Source organism: Kitasatospora aureofaciens, assembly GCF_001188955.3.
Classification (GTDB): domain Bacteria; phylum Actinomycetota; class Actinomycetes; order Streptomycetales; family Streptomycetaceae; genus Kitasatospora; species Kitasatospora aureofaciens.
Map to the genome: position 1 here is coordinate 25,791 of NZ_JPRF03000019.1, position 16,506 is coordinate 42,296.

Below are 16,506 nucleotides of genomic sequence, written 5' to 3' on the forward strand. Positions count from 1 at the left end.
GCCTATGGCGCACGGGGGCGGGCCGCCGGGAGGCGGGCAATAGTCGTATCGGCTCGGGGCGCGCGGCTCGTGGGCCGATCGAACGCCCGGCCTTGGATCGGTCGTCCGTGCACCTCGCCGACCTGCGGTCTTCGCCCCGGGATACGGATTTCACCTCTGGGCGCGGAACGTGTAATCTCTTCCTCGTTCGCCCCTATAGCTCAGTCGGTAGAGCGTCTCCATGGTAAGGAGAAGGTCTGCGGTTCGATTCCGCATGGGGGCTCTGGTGAAAGGCGGTCAGCTTCGGCTGTGCTGCTGATCACTGTGGCGGTGTAGCTCAGTTGGTAGAGCAAGCGGCTCATAATCGCTGTGTCACCGGTTCAAGTCCGGTCACCGCTACCCCGCGTAGTCGGTCGGGAGATCGCACTCCCGGTCGGCTACTCTTGTTGTGTTCTTATTCGTTGTCCAAGGAAGGCACTCCCGTGGCTGCCACCGACGTCCGCCCGAAGATCACGCTGGCCTGCGTGGAGTGCAAGGAGCGGAACTACATCACCAAGAAGAACCGGCGTAACGACCCGGACCGTCTTGAGATGAAGAAGCACTGCCCCCGCTGCAACTCGCACACCGCGCACCGCGAGACCCGCTGACCCTGTCGCAGGGCGCCGGGCCTGTGTGAACTCAGGTCTTCGACTCCGGGCCGTATCCCTCAACAGGGGGTGCGGCCCGGAGTCTTTTTCGTATCCGTCCGCGTTTCCATCCGCGTTCCGAGGAGCTGCCATGGCGCTCGACCCGTCCTTCATCGGGCGTAGTTACCCGCCCACCGATCCTTACGAGGTCGGCCGGGAGAAGATCCGCGAGTTCGCGATCGCGATCGGGGACGCCAACCCGGCGTACACCGACGCGGAGGCCGCGAAGGCGCTGGGTCACCAGGACGTGATCGCCCCGCCGACCTTCCCGTTCGCGATCGCCTTCCAGGCGGCCGGCCAGGTCGTCGAGGACCCGGAGCTGGGCCTCGACTACAGCCGGGTGGTGCACGGTGACCAGAAGTTCCGGTACAGCCGCCCGGTGCGGGCCGGTGACCGGCTGACGGTCGCGGTCACCATCGACAACATCAAGTCGCTGGCGGGCAACGACGTGCTCACCGTGCGCGGCGAGGTGGCGGACGAGACCGGCGAGCACGTGGTGACGGCGATCATGACGCTGGTGGCCCGGGCCGCCGACGAGGCGGGGGAGTGAGCGCGATGGCGATCAACTACGACGAGGTCGAGGTCGGCACCGAGCTGCCGGCGCAGTCCTTCCCGGTGACCCGCGCCACACTGGTGCGCTACGCGGGTGCCTCCGGCGACTTCAACCCGATCCACTGGAACGAGAAGTTCGCGCTGGAGGTCGGCCTGCCGGACGTCATCGCGCACGGCATGTTCACCATGGCCGAGGCGATCCGGGTCGTCACGGACTGGGTCGGCGACCCGGCCGCGGTGGTCGAGTACGGCGTCCGCTTCACCCGGCCGGTGCCGGTGCCGAACGACGGGGTCGGCGCGGTGATCGAGGTCTCGGCCAAGGTCGCCAAGAAGCTGGAGGACCGCAGGGTGCAGGTCGACCTGCTGGCCACCTCGGGCGGCCAGAAGGTGCTCGGGATGTCCAGGGCGGTCGTCCGGCTCGCCTGAGGCGCCCGATCTCCGGCCGGTTCGCCGGCCCGGCTCCCGGTCTGTTCCCAGGCCGTTCTCCGAGGTCAGCCGCCCCGGAGCCCGTTCGGCGGGTTCCGGGGCGTTTTTCGGGCTTGCGGGGCTAGTGATTGGTCACTAACTTATTGCCGTGGCGAAGACGAGCATGCGGATGAGTGCGGAGGAGCGGCGCGAGAGCGTCGTCCGGGCCGCGGTGATCGAGTTCGCCAGGCACGGCTACCGGGGCACGTCCACCGAGGCGATCGCCCGCCGGGTGGGCGTCTCGCAGCCGTACCTGTTCCGGCTGTTCCCGGGCAAGCAGGCGATCTTCACGGCCGCCGCCGAGCGCTGCATCGAGGAGACCTGGCGGGTCTTCGACGAGGCGTCCGTCGGGCTGACCGGGGAGGAGGCCGCCGCGGCGATGTCCGAGGCGTACATGGGCCTGGTCGAGGACCGCGAGCAGCTCATGATGCAGATGCAGCTCTACGTCTCGGTGTTCGCCTCCCGGATGGCCGGCGAGGACGAGATCGGGGCGATGGCCCGGCAGCTGTGGGGGGAGCTGTTCGAGCGGGTCCGGGAGCGGGTCGGCGGTGACGTGCAGGGCACCACGGAGTTCTTCGCGTACGGGATGCTGATCAACACCCTGGTGGCGCTGGGCTTCCCCCGGGAGCACCGGATCTGGGACGGCTTCGGCGAGCGCGAGGACGGGCACGAAGGCGAACGCCGGTACGGGCACGAAGGTGAACGCCGGGACGAGCACGACGGCGAGGGCGAACGCCGGGACGGGCGCGCGGGCGGGGAGTAGCAGGTCGCACGGTGGAGTCCGTGCGGCCCTTTTTCGGCCGTGGAAAGTTAGTGATCAATAACTATCTGGGAAACTCTGGGGGAAGTGGAGTCATGACGGAGATCACGACGAAGAACGCGGCGGAACTCGCGACCGATAAACCGGGCCTCGGACGCACCGGCGTCTGGACCCTGGTGATCACCAGCCTCGCCGGCTTCATGGCGGCCCTGGACAACCTGGTCGTCACCACCGCGCTGCCGTCCATCCGCGAGGAGCTCGGCGGCGGGCTGTCCGACCTGGAGTGGACGGTCAGCGCCTACACCCTGTCCTTCGCCGTGCTGCTGATGTTCGGCGCGGCGCTCGGCGACCGCTTCGGCCGCCGCCGGATGTTCCTGATCGGGCTCAGCCTCTTCACCGTCGGTTCCGCCGCGGCCGCACTCTCGCCCGGCATCGGCGCGCTGATCGCCGCCCGCGCCCTCCAGGGCGTCGGCGCCGCGGTGTCGATGCCGCTCACCCTCACCCTGCTGACGGCCGCCGTCCCTGCGGTCAAGCGCGGGATGGCCTTCGGCATCTGGGCCGGGGTCAACGGCCTCGCCATCGCCGCCGGCCCGCTGATCGGCGGCGCCCTGACCGAGCACTTCTCCTGGCAGTGGATCTTCTGGGTGAACGTCCCGGTCGGCGTCGCCCTGGTGCCGCTGGCCGCCCTGCGGCTGCGCGAGAGCTTCGGCGCCAGCCCGGCCCTGGACGCGGTCGGCACGGTGCTGGTGAGCCTCGGCCTGTTCGGCGTCGTGCTCGGCCTGATCCGCGGCAACCCGGACGGCTGGACCAGCCCGCTGGTGCTGGCCGCGCTGGCCGGCGGCCTGGTGCTGCTGATCGCGTTCGTGCGCTACGAGCAGCGCGGCGCCAGGCACCCGATGCTGCCGATGCGGCTGTTCCGCAACCGCACCTTCGCCGCGGTCAACGCCTCCGGCCTGCTGATGTTCCTCGGGATGTTCGGCTCGATCTTCCTGATCAGCCAGCACCTCCAGACCGTGGGCGGCTACACCCCGCAGGAGGCCGGCATCCGGATGCTCCCGTGGACCGGGGTGGGCCTGGTCGTCGCGCCGGCGGCCGGAATCCTGGCCGACCGCTTCGGCGGCCGTCCGATCGTGCTCGTCGGACTGACGCTCCAGGGCGTCGGCCTGGCGCTGTACGCGGCGATCAACGACGGGCTCGGCCACTACGAGTACTCCCCGGTGGTCCCCGCCGTGGTGATGTGCGGCGTCGGCATGGCGATGTACTTCGCGCCGACCGCCGCCATGGTGATGGACAGCGTCCGGCCGGAGGAGCAGGGCATCGCCTCCGGTGCCAACAACGCTCTGCGCGAGGTCGGCGGCGCGCTCGGGGTGGCCGTGCTGTCGGCGGTGTTCTCGGCGCGCGGCGGCGACGGCTCGGCGGGGAACTTCGTCCACGCGATGGTGCCCGCGCTGTACGTCGGAGCCGGCCTCGTACTGGCGGGCGCGGTCTGCGCGCTGGTGCTGCCGCGCCGGGCGAAGGCGGCCGGGGCCGTGGTGACCGAGCAGGCGGCCGTGATCGAGAGGGCCGCGATGATCGAGCAGGCGGCGGTGATCGAGCAGTCCGCGGCGCCCGTGGAGGGGCGGCCCGTCCCGGCCGAGGTCTCGAAGGCCTGAGCGGTGGGCGCGGGCCCGGGCCCGCGCCCACGTCCACCGGGGGCGGCCGACCGGCCGCCCCCGTCCCCTTACGCTGGTGGGCGTGCTGGTAGAAAACGACGCCCCCCTCGCCCCGCTGACCACGCTCCGGCTCGGCGGCCCGGCCCGCCGCCTGGTGACCGCCCACACCGACGACGAGGTGATCGCCGCCGTCCGCGAGGCCGACGCGGCGGGCGAGCCGCTGCTGGTCCTCGGCGGCGGCTCCAACCTGGTGATCGGCGACGCGGGCTTCCCCGGCACCGCGCTGCGGATCGCCACCACCGGCTTCGCCCTGGACGGCACGGTGCTGGAGCTGGCGGCCGGCGAGGTGTGGTCGGAGGCGGTCACCCGCGCGGTGTGCGAGCACGGCCTGGCCGGCATCGAGTTCCTGGCCGGCATCCCCGGCTCGGCCGGCGCGACCCCGGTGCAGAACGTCGGAGCGTACGGCCAGGAGGTGGCCCAGACCGTCACCGAGGTGGTCGCGTACGACCGCGCGGCGGGCGAGGTGGTCACCCTCACGAACGCCGAGTGCGCGTTCTCCTACCGGCACAGCCGCTTCAAGGCCGAGCCGGACCGCTACGTGGTGCTGCGGGTGCGTTTCGCCCTGGCGGACCGGGCCGGGCTCTCCACCCCGGTCAAGTACGCCGAGGTCGCCAGGCACTTCGGCGTCGAGCAGGGCGAGCCGGTACCGCTGGTCGAGGCGTACGAGGCGGTGCTGGCGCTGCGGGCCGGGAAGGGCATGGTGCTGGACCCGGCGGACCACGACACCTGGTCGGCCGGCTCCTTCTTCACCAACCCGGTGCTGACGGCGGCGCAGTACGAGTCCTTCCGCACCCGTCCGGGCACCGAGAACGCCCCCGCCTACCCGGCCCCGGAGGGCTGCACCAAGACCTCGGCGGCCTGGCTGATCGACCGGGCGGGCTTCGGCAAGGGTTACGGCGACGGCCCGGCGACCCTCTCCACCAAGCACACCCTGGCGCTCACCAACCGCGGCGCGGCCACCGCCGAGGACCTGCTGGCCCTGGCCCGGGAGATCCGGGACGGGGTCCGCGAGGCCTTCGGGGTGGAGCTGGTGAACGAGCCGGTGATGGTGGGCGTCAAGCTCTAGGACCGGACAGCCCTGGGCCGGCCAGCCCCGGGCCGGACAGCTCCAGGACCTAGGACCCGGGGGGTGCCTGCCCGTCCACCAGCCAGGCGTCGATGTCCGCCAGCAGCTCCTTGCGGACGGCCTCCGGCGCGCACGAGCCGCGCACCGACTGCCGTGCCAGCTCGGCGAGTTCGGCGTCGCCGAAGCCCAGGAGGTCCCGGGCCAGGTCGTACTGGGCGGCGAGCCGGCTGCCGAACAGCAGCGGGTCGTCCGCGCCGAGCGCCAGCGGCACCCCGGCGTCGAACAGCCGGCGCAGCGGCACCTCCTCGGGGCGCTCGTAGACGCCGAGCGAGACGTTGGAGGACGGGCAGACCTCGCAGGTGATCTGGCGGTCCGCCAGCCGGGCCATCAGCCGCGGGTCCTCGGCGGCCCGGACGCCGTGGCCGATCCGGCCGGCGCCCAGGTCGTCCAGGCAGTCCCGGACGGACTCCGGCCCGGCGAGCTCGCCGCCGTGCGGGGCGGCCAGCAGCCCGCCCTTGCGGGCGATCTCGAAGGCCCGGTCGAAGTCGCGGGCCAGGCCGCGGCGCTCGTCGTTGGAGAGGCCGAAGCCGACCACGCCGCGGTCGGCGTAGCGGACGGCGAGCCGGGCCAGCGTCCGGGCGTCCATCGGGGACTTCATCCGGTTGGCCGCGACCAGTACCCGGATGCCCACCCCGGTGGCCGCGGAGGCGTGCTCGACGGCGTCCAGGATCAGTTCCAGCGCGGGGATCAGCCCGCCCAGCCGGGGCGCGTAGGAGGTCGGGTCGACCTGGATCTCCAGCCAGCGGGAGCCGTCCCGCCGCTCGTCCTCCGCGGTCTCCAGGACCAGCCGGCGGATGTCCGACTCGTCGCGGAGCACCGAGCGGGCGGTGTCGTAGAGGCGCTGGAAGCGGAACCAGCCGCGTTCGTCCGTGGCCCGCAGCTTGGGCGGCTCGCCGGAGCTGAGGGCCTCCGGCAGCCGGACGCCGTGCTTGGCGGCCAGCTCCAGCAGGGTGGCGGGCCGCATCGAGCCGGTGAAGTGCAGGTGCAGGTGGGCCTTCGGGAGGCCCCTGACGTCTCGCGGGTTCAACAGGCGTTCCATTTTCCGATACTGCCGTATGCGGCCCCCGAACGGGAACCGCCCTCTTCCCATCCCCCGAAGGGGTGAAAGAGGGCGGTGTGCCGGGTGAATCCCGGATGTCGTGTTGACCTGGGAGGTCAGTCGGTGGCCTCGCCGAGCAGCTTCTGGAGCCGGCTGACGCCCTCGACCAGGTCGGCGTCGCCCAGCGCGTAGGAGAGTCGCAGGTAGCCGGGGGTGCCGAAGGCCTCGCCCGGGACGACCGCGACCTCGGCCTCGTCCAGGATCAGCGCGGCCAGCTCGCCGGAGGTCTGCGGGCGACGGCCGCGGATCTCCTTGCCCAGCAGGCCCTTGACCGACGGGTACGCGTAGAAGGCGCCCTCGGGCTCGGGGCACAGGACGCCCTCGATCTCGTTGAGCATCCGCACGATGGTCCTGCGGCGGCGGTCGAAGGCCTCGCGCATCTCGGCCACCGCGTCCAGGTCGCCCGCGACGGCGGCCAGCGCGGCGCGCTGCGCGACGTTGGAGACGTTCGAGGTGGCGTGCGACTGCAGGTTGGTCGCGGCCTTGATCACGTCCTTGGGGCCGATCACCCAGCCCACCCGCCAGCCGGTCATGGCGTAGGTCTTGGCGACCCCGTTGACCACGATGCACTTGTCGGCGAGCTCGGGCAGCAGGGCCGGCAGCGAGGTGAAGCTCGCGCCGCCGTAGACCAGGTGCTCGTAGATCTCGTCGGTGAGCACCCACAGGCCGTGCTCCAGCGCCCAGCGGCCGATCGCCTCGGCCTCGGCCTCGGTGTACACCGCGCCGGTCGGGTTGGACGGGGAGACGAACAGCACCACCTTGGTGTTCTCGGTGCGGGCGGCCTCCAGCTGCTCGACCGAGACCTTGTAGCCGGTGGTCTCGTCGGACACGACCTCCACCGGGACACCGCCGGCCAGCTGGACCGACTCCGGGTAGGTGGTCCAGTACGGGGCCGGGATGATGACCTCGTCGCCCGGGTCCAGGATCGCGGCGAAGGCCTCGTAGATCGCCTGCTTGCCGCCGTTGGTGACCAGCACCTGGGAGGCGTCCACCTCGTAGCCCGAGTCGCGCAGCGTCTTGGCGGCGATCGCGGCCTTCAGCTCGGGCAGGCCACCCGCCGGGGTGTAACGGTGGTTCTTCGGGTCGCGGCAGGCCTCGACGGCCGCCTCGACGATGTAGTCCGGCGTGGGGAAGTCGGGCTCGCCGGCACCGAAGCCGATCACCGGACGGCCGGCCGCCTTGAGGGCTTTGGCCTTGGCGTCCACGGCGAGGGTCGCGGACTCGGCGATCGCGCCGATCCGGGCGGAGACCCGGCGGTCGGCGGGGCGGATGGAAGGGTCGGGCTGCGGGGTGGAAGCGCTCATGCCTGCATCGTCGCAGAACCGGGACGGACCGGTCATCGCGGTTTCACCATCCGTACGGCTCCGTCCGCATCGCGGCCCCCGCCGATCCGCCGGTGGTCGACGCGCCCGGCCGGACATCCGCCGGTCGGGCGGCGGCTCCGGAAGAAGAGGTTCGACCAAACAGCCTCCGACCACGTACACTCGCTCCTCGACGGCCCACCGGAAAAGACCGGAGCTTTCACCGCCTGTGCAGACGGCGGGGGGAGATGCGGTAGGTTGGTCGCCACCAGGGGCCGCGAGGTTCCGTAGGGCAATAGCTCAATTGGTAGAGCACCGGTCTCCAAAACCGGCGGTTGGGGGTTCGAGTCCCTCTTGCCCTGCTGCTTGATCCGTACTCAGCCCGTTCGCTCCACAGAGCGAGCGGGCTTGATGCGGAGAGGGCACCGATCAGCACCGCTTGAGCCGACCGCTCGTGCCTGAACCGGGTACGCAGGCGATGTTCGGCCGGACCCGGATTCAGGTGAGGACGAGTGACGGAGACCACGGGCTCCACCGCAACGCCTGAGAGCGGCAACCCCGAGGGGACCGACGGCGCTGCCGAGACCGCTGCTGCCGAGGACGGCAAGAAGTCCGGCAAGCAGAAGAAGTCCGGCAAGCGGGCCAAGAAGGGCCTCTTCGCGCGGATGGGCCTGTTCTACCGCCAGATCATCGCCGAGCTGCGCAAGGTCGTCTGGCCCACCAGGAGCGAGCTCACCAACTACACCGCCGTCGTGGTGACCTTCGTCGTGGTCGTGATGGGCTTCGTCTACGGCCTCGACTACGGCTTCGCCAAGCTGAGCCTCTTGGTCTTCGGCTGATCGAGCCCCACCTCCGAACCACCTCCCGACCCGGGCCGAATCCTCGGCCCGGGTCGAGCTGTCGGCGGCGGACGTACGCGCGCGTACCGTGGACTCGGTACTGTTGAAGTCTCCGAGACCTCTCCTGGCGCCCGCGCGAGCGGCCGCGCGCCGGTCCGGTTTCGGAGCGCGCCACCTTCACCATCTCCAGGAAAGAAGCAGCCACCGTGTCTGAGTCCCCCCTGTACGACGCCGACGAGACCGTCCGCGAGGCGGATGTCGCCGCCGAGCTGGACGCGGCCGAGCTGGCTGACGACGCCGAGTCCGCCGAGCAGATCGTCGACGCCGCGGACAGCGACGAGGACGAGGTCGAGGCGTACGACGAGGCCGAGTCCGGCGAGGCCGCCGAGGAGTCCGCGCTGCACGTGGAGGCCGCCGAGGCGGAGGACGGCACCGAGGAGCTCGCCGCCGAGGCCGACGATGAGACCGAGGCCGAGGAGTCCGCCGCCGAGGCCGAGGCCGAGGTCGACCCGGTCGCCAAGTTCCGCGAGGACCTGCGCTTCATGCCGGGTGAGTGGTACGTGATCCACACCTACGCCGGCTACGAGAACCGGGTGAAGCAGAACCTGGAGCAGCGCGCCGTCTCGCTGAACGTCGAGGAGTACATCTTCCAGGCCGAGGTGCCGCAGGAGGAGGTCGTCCAGATCAAGAACGGCGACCGCAAGACCATCCGCCAGAACAAGCTCCCCGGTTACGTCCTGGTCCGCATGGACCTCACCCCGGAGTCCTGGGGCGTCGTGCGCAACACCCCCGGTGTCACCGGCTTCGTCGGCAACGCCTACGACCCGTACCCGCTGACCCTGGACGAGGTCGTCAAGATGCTCGCCCCGGACGTCGAGCGCCAGGCCGCCAAGGAGGCCGGCAAGCCCTCGCCGGTCAAGCCGACCGAGATCCAGGTGCTGGACTTCGAGGTCGGCGACTCGGTCACCGTCACCGACGGCCCGTTCGCGACCCTCCAGGCGACCATCAACGAGATCAACCCCGACTCGAAGAAGGTCAAGGGCCTGGTCGAGATCTTCGGCCGGGAGACCCCGGTCGAGCTCTCCTTCGACCAGATCCAGAAGAACTAGTCCACGGTCTTCGGATCCGGGGCGGGGGCCGAGGGCCCCCGCCCCGAATCCGTTTTGGTCCAGCAGCGCCGACGCGTTAGCCTGGTCCGATGTGTGTGCTGGCGACCGGGTGTCGCCCCGGTTCCGCACGCACCAGCAATCACCTCTCGGAAGGACCCGGAGAGACATGCCTCCCAAGAAGAAGAAGGTCACGGGGCTTATCAAGCTCCAGATCAACGCCGGTGCGGCCAACCCGGCGCCGCCGGTCGGCCCCGCGCTGGGTCAGCACGGCGTCAACATCATGGAGTTCTGCAAGGCCTACAACGCTGCGACCGAGTCGCAGCGCGGCATGATCGTGCCGGTGGAGATCACGGTCTACGAGGACCGTTCCTTCACCTTCATCACGAAGACGCCGCCGGCCGCGCGCCTCATCCTGAAGGCCGCGGGCGTCGACAAGGGCTCCAGCGAGCCGCACAAGACCAAGGTCGCCAAGCTCACCAGCGCCCAGGTCCGCGAGATCGCCACCACCAAGATGCCCGACCTGAACGCCAACGACCTGGACGCGGCGGAGAAGATCATCGCCGGCACCGCCCGGTCGATGGGCATCACCGTCGAGGGCTGATCCTCCCGTCCCGCCAGGGACACCCACGGCTCAGCCGTCCCCCGTGGTAGGGCCTGCGCAGGCCCGTTGACTACCACAACTCCCATCACCATTCAGGAGCAGCAGTGAAGCGCAGCAAGGCTCTGAAGGCCGCGGACGCCAAGGTCGACCGCGAGCGCCTTTACGCCCCGCTCGAGGCCGTCCGCCTCGCCAAGGCGACCAGCACCACCAAGTTCGACGGCACCGTTGAGGTCGCCATGCGTCTGGGCGTCGACCCGCGCAAGGCCGACCAGATGGTCCGCAGCACCGTGATCCTCCCGCACGGCACCGGTAAGACCGCTCGGGTCCTGGTCTTCGCGACCGGCGAGCGTGCCGAGGCCGCGCGTGCTGCGGGCGCCGACATCGTCGGTGCCGACGAGCTGATCGACGAGGTCGCGAAGGGCAAGCTGGACTTCGACGCCGTCGTCGCCACCCCGGACCTCATGGGCAAGGTCGGCCGCCTGGGCCGCGTGCTCGGTCCCCGTGGTCTGATGCCGAACCCGAAGACCGGCACCGTGACCCCGGACGTCGCCAAGGCTGTCAACGACATCAAGGGCGGCAAGATCGAGTTCCGCGTCGACAAGCACTCGAACCTGCACTTCATCATCGGTAAGGCCTCCTTCACCGACGAGCAGCTGGTCGAGAACTACGCCGCCGCGCTGGACGAGGTGCTCCGCGCCAAGCCGTCCGCCGCCAAGGGCCGCTACATCAAGAAGACCGCGTTCTCGACCACCATGGGCCCCGGCATCCAGGTGGACCCGAACCGCACCCGCAACCTCCTCGTCGAGGAGGACCCGGCCGCGGTCTGAGCCCCAGCGCTCTAGAGCAGTCCGTACGGCGGGCCCGTACCCCCTTCACCGGGGGTGCGGGCCCGCCGTCGTTCGTCCCCGACCCCGCGGTGCGAACGGCCCGGAAACGGTTGCGGGATCGGGACACGGGCGGACGGGAACGGTTGACCGAGTCGTCGTACGCTCTGCCGGTCAGTTCATGTGGAGAATCCGTGACCGCCGGAGTGTGCCGTGCCGCCCGCCCTTCGCCCCGCCGCGCTCGCGGCGGCCCTCCTGCTGCTCGGCGCCGCCACCGGCTGCAGCATGCTGGCCGCCCCCGGCACCCAGGTCCCCGGTGAGCCGGCGCCGGTGCCGCCCAAGCAGGTGGTGCTCGCGGCCGCCCAGGCGCTGGACGACACCGGTGGCGCCCGGATCGAGGTGGTGCGGGAGGGCCCGGACGGCCGGCGCACCGCGAGCGGCACGCTGGTCTGGGGGGACCGCGACGAGGCCGCGCTGGCCGTCACCGACGAACTGGGCAGCGGACGGCTGACCCTCCACGACGGCGCGATCGACCTCGTCTACCAGGGCGCCGCGCCCAAGCACGCGGACCGCGGCACCGCGGAGTCGCTCGACCCGAAGGCCGGGATCGACCCCGGCGGCTACGCGGGCGGGTGGATGAGCACACTGGTCACCAACCCGGGCAGCCGGGCGTACGCGATGGCCCGGACCGACCGGCTCGGCTCGCTCGGCGGCGAACAGCTGGCCGGAGTGACCGCCGCCCACTACCGGGGCACCGTCCCGGTGGCCGACTACTTCGGCGCGGACGGGGAGCTGAGCACCCAGCGGCTGGCCGCGCTGGTCGACTGGTACCGGCAGCGCGGGGTCGCGCAGATCGGCTACGACGTCTGGGTCGGGCCCGGCCGGCGGCTGCTGAGGCTGCGCGAGACGGCGCGGGGGAGCGCCGGAACCACGGTGACCACGACGGATGTCTCAGTCCCCGGGGCGGGGGACACGGCGTCCGCCGCGGCCGGATGACCGCAGGGGGATATCCGGTGCGGATCGCTCCCGGCGATCCGTTAGAGTCCGCGTGAGAAGAAGCTGAGGATCGGCTCTTCCGAAGAACTTACGGGGGGTACTCCATGCGTGCCGTGCGTCTCGCCGCCACCGTCGCGACCGCCGCCGTCCTGCTGGCCGGCGCCACCGCCTGCGGCAGCAAGGGCGGCAGCGACAACAAGGCGGCCGCTGACACCAAGGACGCCGGGTCGGTCCCGGCCGGGCTGACCGCGGACCCGAAGGCCGCGCTCACCGCCGCCGCCCTGGTGATGCAGAAGGCCGGGAACGGCAAGGTCGCCATGACCTCCCCGGACCCCACCAGCCCGGGCGGCGCCGGCACCGTCGACTGGAAGGACCCGGGCAAGGTCGCCCTGGACGTGTCCAGCGACATGGACGGCAAGAAGCTCAAGATCCGGGTGATCGGCGCCGACGCCTACGTCGGCTCCGACGACGCCACGGCCCTGCAGGGGAAGCACTGGGTCAAGGTGCCCTCCTCGCAGGAGATGGGCGGCGCCTTCGTGGTGATGGGCCAGATGACCAACCCGGTCGCCCAGCTCACCATCGCCGCCGCGAGCGGCAAGCTGAGCAAGGTCGCCCAGGAGGGCGTCGACGGCGTCCAGACCACCCACCTGCGGGCGGTCGAGGAGACCGCCACCCTGGTGGCCGGGATGACCGCGCTCACGCCCGAGCAGCGCCAGTCCGTCCAGAAGACGCTGGAGGAGGACGGCAAGACCCTCACCGTCGACTTCTGGCTGAACGACAAGCAGGAGCTCGTCAAGTACCAGGAGTACGGCGACACCAACGGCGAGGCGAAGGCCGTCACCATCAAGTACTCCGACCTGGGCAAGGCCGGCAAGACCGAGGCGCCCGCCGCCGGTGACCTCGGCTCCCAGGCCGACCTCCTCAAGCTCTTCGGCTGATCCGGCCCGACGCTCGAACCGGCGCTGCGCCGGGACCGTCCGCAGCAACCACCGGCTACCGCCCCGGGCGCACCGCGCGTCCGGGGGTTCTCAAGGGGGGAACACCATGGCTGGAACCCGCAAGGCCGCCGTCGCCGTCGTCCTCGGCGCGTTGGCGCTGACCGCGACCGCCTGCAACGACAACAGTGACTCCGGCAAGAACGCCGCCCCGGCCGCGCCCACCACGGCCGCCGCCGCGACGACCCAGGCGGCCCCGCCGGCCAAGGTGAGCCCGGCGGTCTTCCTGGAGCAGGTCACCAAGAAGACCGGCGCGGCCAAGTCCGCCAAGGTCACCGAGGACATCGCCATCGGCAGCATCACCATGAAGGCCGACGGCGCCATGGGCTGGGGCGACGGTCTCCAGGGCGACATGACGATGGACATGTCCGGCATGCCGAATGCCGACAAGATGACCGCCAGCATGGGCGGCACGGCGTTCGTCTACCGGTTCGTGCCGGACGGCATGTACATGAAGCTCGGCGGCGATGCCCTGAAGGCGTCCGACGGACGGCACTGGGTGCACATCGGCTTCGACGACGTCGCCAAGATGCAGGGCGGCGGCACCGCGGCCGGCGGTGCGAGCACCGCCGACCAGTTCAAGAAGGCCGACCCCGTGGAGGGGGTGCGGACCCTGATCGCCTCCGGCACCGTGACCGAGGTCGGCCAGGAGACGGTGAACGGCAAGCCGGCCACCCACTACACCGGTGTGCTGAACGTGGCCAACATGGCGAAGGCCAACGGCGGCCTGACCCCCGAGCAGGTCGACCAGCTGAAGAAGTCGCTGGCCACCATGGGCATCACCAGCGAGACCATCGACGTCTGGGTGGACGCCGACCAGCTCGTGGTGAAGCGGACGGAGCAGGCCGACACCAAGGCCGGCGCGATGAAGGTCACCGTCACCTACTCGGACTACGGAACCCCGGTCGCCACGACCGCGCCGGACAAGTCCGACTCGATCGAGATCACCGAGCTGGCGAAGCTCGGCAAGGACGCGGCCGCCGCCGACAACAGCTGACCCCGGTCCCCGCTCCGGCCCCGACTCGTCCGACCGGTGGACGGGCCGGGGCCGGAGGGGTGCGACCAGGGGGCCGCCACCGGCGGATCCGGGTCCGGATGGCAAGGTGGCCCGGTGGGAGAGGAACGCACGATGGCGGGACGGCAGCGGCTGGCGGCACTGGCCGCCGTCGCCGTGCTCGCGAGCGGACTGACCGGCTGCGGCGGGGGCGATGTCGCGCCCGCCACGCCGTCCGCCGGGTCGAGCGCGAGCAGTGCCTCCCCGACCACCGCCACCCCGACCGGTCCGGCCAAGCCGACCGACCGCTCGCCGCACGGGGTGCTGCTCTCCGCCGAGCTGGCCATGCAGACCGCCCGCCGGGCCAAGGTCAGCTACCGGCTGGGCGCGGACGCCGGCTCCGGTCCGCTGTTCTGGGCGCCCAAGACCGCGCTGCAGATCAAGCGCTCCACCCCGGGGGACGCCGAGCAGCTGATCGTCGTGGACACCGTCGCCTACCAGGGTGGCGACGCCGCCACCGCGGCCAGGAACGGCGGCAAGCACTGGGAGCGCTTCACCGTCCCGCCCGACCCGGACGGCCACAAGGAGGTCCCGTACGCGGGGCTGATCGACCTGCTGAACCCGGTCGAGGCGCTGGCCGCGGCCACCGCAGACGGGGCGGAGGCGAGCTTCGTCGGCGAGGAGAAGTACGAGGACTCGACCGTCGAGCACTACCGGGTGACCACCACCGCCGAGAAGTACGCGGCGGCCCAGACCGCGCTGACCCAGGCCCGACGGGACAACCTGCGGGCCGCGCTGGCCCCCGGCGGCTCGATCTCGCTCACCGTGGACCTCTGGCTGAACGACAAGGACCAGCTGGTCCGGCTCCAGCGCACCGGCAACGGCGACAGCGGCCGGGCGGACGACTCGGTGCTCTACTCCGACCCGGCCGGCCCGCTGCTCTCGGCCCAGGCGCCGGCCGAGACGGACACCGTGGACACCGGCGTCCGGACCGTCTCCCCACTGGCCCGCTGAGCCGCTCCCGGCCCGCCCGGGTTCACCCGTCCGAGGGCGATTTGCGTCGTACGGACCGGTCCGGTTACTGTTGCCGAAGCCAAAGACCGCTGGTTGTCGCCGCGCCCGTCAGGGAGCAGGTGGCCGAAGGATCTGCGCTTCGTCGCAGGCAGCCCGCGCAGGTGTGTCTGGAGCTTCGACTTCCGGGTACCGCGTCCGCGCGGCCGCCCGTCGAGGTCGTCACGAGCCCCGTGCGCCTGCGCACCGGGGCTCATTGCATTTCGCAAGGGCTTTCCTTCCGTCCGGTCGGTTCGAGGCGTGAATGGTCGACTTTCGCGGTCGGCCGGACTTCGACATCACGGAAGGAGGCGTAAGCCTATGGCCAGGCCCGACAAGGCTGCTGCCGTCGCCGAGATCACGGACAAGTTCCGTGGCTCCTCCGCGGCGCTGCTCACCGAGTACCGCGGTCTCTCGGTGAAGCAGGTGAAGACCCTGCGTCGCTCGCTCGGCGACAACGCCGAGTACGCCGTGGTGAAGAACACGCTGACCAAGATCGCGGCCAATGAGGCCGGGATTTCGGAGCTCGACGACCTGTTCAACGGTCCGACGGCTGTCGCCTTCGTCACCGGTGACCCGGTGGAGTCGGCGAAGGCTCTGCGTGACTTCGCCAAGGAGAACCCCGCTCTCATCATCAAGGGCGGTGTCCTTGACGGCAAGGCGCTGTCCGCCGATGAGATCAAGAAGCTCGCGGACCTCGAGTCCCGCGAGGTGCTGCTCGCCAAGCTGGCGGGTGCCCTGAAGGCCAAGCAGTCCCAGGCTGCCGCGCTCTTCCAGGCCCTGCCGTCGAAGCTCGTCCGCACTGTGGACGCGCTGCGCGACAAGGTCGAGCAGGGCGGTGCCGGTACGCCGGCTCCCGCCGCCGAGGACGAGGCCGCGGAGTAATTCCGCAGGCTCACGCCTCGCTGCGGGCCCGTACGCCCGCCAACCCGTACATCCGGCACCACCTGCCGATTTAGTGGAAGGACGCCAATCATGGCGAAGCTGTCCCAGGACGAGCTGCTCGCGCAGTTCGAGGAGCTCACCCTCATCGAGCTCGCTGCCTTCGTGAAGGCCTTCGAGGAGAAGTTCGACGTCACCGCCGCCGCCCCGGTCGCCGTTGCCGCCGCCGGCGTTCCCGGTGCTGCCGTTGAGGCCGCCGAGGAGCAGGACGAGTTCGACGTCATCCTCGACGGTGCGGGCGACAAGAAGATCCAGGTCATCAAGGAGGTGCGCACCCTGACCTCCCTCGGCCTGAAGGAGGCCAAGGACCTCGTTGACACCGCTGGTGCCAAGGTCCTGGAGAAGGTTGCCAAGGACGTTGCCGAGAAGGCCAAGGCCGCCCTCGAGGGTGCCGGCGCCAAGGTCACCGTCAAGTGACTTCTCGCCCCCTCTGAGGGGGCCTGAGGCCGGGCCGATCACCCTTGCGGGTGGTCGGC

18 protein-coding genes and 3 tRNA genes are annotated in these 16,506 nt (G+C 71.0%); 19 read left to right on the forward strand and 2 right to left on the reverse strand.

The window, feature by feature from the left end:
• Positions 1-189: 189 nt before the first annotated feature.
• The 8 genes from HS99_RS11440 to HS99_RS11475 all read left to right on the forward strand — a co-directional run bounded on the left by HS99_RS11440 (position 190) and on the right by HS99_RS11475 (position 5,220).
• Positions 190-262: transfer RNA gene (locus tag HS99_RS11440), tRNA-Thr, on the forward strand.
• 43 nt (positions 263-305) lie between these two features.
• Positions 306-378, forward strand: a tRNA-Met gene (locus HS99_RS11445).
• 83 nt (positions 379-461) lie between these two features.
• Positions 462-626, forward strand: a complete 165-nt coding sequence (gene rpmG / locus HS99_RS11450; RefSeq protein WP_006604855.1) for a 50S ribosomal protein L33 — start codon at positions 462-464, stop codon at positions 624-626.
• Between the two features lie 130 nt (positions 627-756).
• A complete protein-coding gene (locus HS99_RS11455) occupies positions 757-1,215 on the forward strand; it encodes a MaoC family dehydratase N-terminal domain-containing protein (protein ID WP_030290451.1) in 459 nt (152 codons plus the stop codon).
• A 5-nt stretch (positions 1,216-1,220) separates the two neighbouring features.
• Positions 1,221-1,643 carry a MaoC family dehydratase gene (locus HS99_RS11460; protein ID WP_030290450.1) on the forward strand — a complete coding sequence of 141 codons (423 nt, stop codon included), beginning with the start codon at positions 1,221-1,223 and terminating at the stop codon, positions 1,641-1,643.
• A gap of 169 nt (positions 1,644-1,812) precedes the next feature.
• On the forward strand, positions 1,813-2,445 hold the full coding sequence (locus HS99_RS11465) for a TetR/AcrR family transcriptional regulator (protein ID WP_063737874.1): 633 nt from the start codon (positions 1,813-1,815) through the stop codon (positions 2,443-2,445).
• 92 nt (positions 2,446-2,537) lie between these two features.
• On the forward strand, positions 2,538-4,094 hold the full coding sequence (locus tag HS99_RS11470) for an MFS transporter (RefSeq protein WP_030290448.1): 1,557 nt from the start codon (positions 2,538-2,540) through the stop codon (positions 4,092-4,094).
• 82 nt (positions 4,095-4,176) lie between these two features.
• Positions 4,177-5,220, forward strand: a complete 1,044-nt coding sequence (locus tag HS99_RS11475; protein ID WP_030290447.1) for a UDP-N-acetylmuramate dehydrogenase — start codon at positions 4,177-4,179, stop codon at positions 5,218-5,220.
• Between the two features lie 49 nt (positions 5,221-5,269).
• Here the strand turns inward: HS99_RS11475 and HS99_RS11480 are convergent, their stop codons facing one another.
• The gene (locus HS99_RS11480; RefSeq protein ID WP_030290446.1) at positions 5,270-6,319 is read right to left on the reverse strand and encodes an adenosine deaminase; all 1,050 of its coding nucleotides are present in this window, start codon (positions 6,317-6,319) and stop codon (positions 5,270-5,272) included.
• Between the two features lie 116 nt (positions 6,320-6,435).
• On the reverse strand, positions 6,436-7,683 hold the full coding sequence (locus HS99_RS11485) for a pyridoxal phosphate-dependent aminotransferase (protein WP_030557926.1): 1,248 nt from the start codon (positions 7,681-7,683) through the stop codon (positions 6,436-6,438).
• Between the two features lie 286 nt (positions 7,684-7,969).
• Between HS99_RS11485 and HS99_RS11490 the strand changes: the two genes are divergently transcribed.
• From HS99_RS11490 to rplL, 11 genes are all read left to right on the forward strand, one after another.
• Positions 7,970-8,042, forward strand: a tRNA-Trp gene (locus tag HS99_RS11490).
• A gap of 150 nt (positions 8,043-8,192) precedes the next feature.
• The gene (gene secE / locus HS99_RS11495; protein ID WP_030290444.1) at positions 8,193-8,519 is read left to right on the forward strand and encodes a preprotein translocase subunit SecE; all 327 of its coding nucleotides are present in this window, start codon (positions 8,193-8,195) and stop codon (positions 8,517-8,519) included.
• 206 nt (positions 8,520-8,725) lie between these two features.
• Positions 8,726-9,628, forward strand: coding sequence for a transcription termination/antitermination protein NusG (gene nusG, locus HS99_RS11500; protein WP_078938729.1), 903 nt, complete (start codon positions 8,726-8,728; stop codon positions 9,626-9,628).
• 166 nt (positions 9,629-9,794) lie between these two features.
• Positions 9,795-10,229, forward strand: a complete 435-nt coding sequence (gene rplK, locus HS99_RS11505; RefSeq protein ID WP_030290442.1) for a 50S ribosomal protein L11 — start codon at positions 9,795-9,797, stop codon at positions 10,227-10,229.
• A gap of 104 nt (positions 10,230-10,333) precedes the next feature.
• The gene (rplA, locus tag HS99_RS11510; protein ID WP_030290441.1) at positions 10,334-11,056 is read left to right on the forward strand and encodes a 50S ribosomal protein L1; all 723 of its coding nucleotides are present in this window, start codon (positions 10,334-10,336) and stop codon (positions 11,054-11,056) included.
• A 210-nt stretch (positions 11,057-11,266) separates the two neighbouring features.
• Positions 11,267-12,049 carry a hypothetical protein gene (locus HS99_RS11515; RefSeq protein ID WP_030290440.1) on the forward strand — a complete coding sequence of 261 codons (783 nt, stop codon included), beginning with the start codon at positions 11,267-11,269 and terminating at the stop codon, positions 12,047-12,049.
• A 104-nt stretch (positions 12,050-12,153) separates the two neighbouring features.
• Positions 12,154-12,987: an SCO4651 family lipoprotein gene (locus tag HS99_RS11520; RefSeq protein ID WP_033355164.1), complete on the forward strand. Its 834-nt coding sequence runs from the start codon at positions 12,154-12,156 to the stop codon at positions 12,985-12,987.
• 106 nt (positions 12,988-13,093) lie between these two features.
• Positions 13,094-14,041, forward strand: coding sequence for an SCO4651 family lipoprotein (locus HS99_RS11525; RefSeq protein ID WP_050366728.1), 948 nt, complete (start codon positions 13,094-13,096; stop codon positions 14,039-14,041).
• 132 nt (positions 14,042-14,173) lie between these two features.
• Entirely contained in the window at positions 14,174-15,052 is an 879-nt protein-coding gene (locus HS99_RS11530; RefSeq protein ID WP_030557923.1) for an SCO4651 family lipoprotein, read from the forward strand.
• A gap of 357 nt (positions 15,053-15,409) precedes the next feature.
• A complete protein-coding gene (gene rplJ / locus HS99_RS11535) occupies positions 15,410-15,973 on the forward strand; it encodes a 50S ribosomal protein L10 (protein ID WP_030290437.1) in 564 nt (187 codons plus the stop codon).
• Positions 15,974-16,063: 90 nt separating this feature from the next.
• Positions 16,064-16,447: a 50S ribosomal protein L7/L12 gene (rplL, locus tag HS99_RS11540; RefSeq protein ID WP_030290436.1), complete on the forward strand. Its 384-nt coding sequence runs from the start codon at positions 16,064-16,066 to the stop codon at positions 16,445-16,447.
• Positions 16,448-16,506 lie beyond the last annotated feature (59 nt).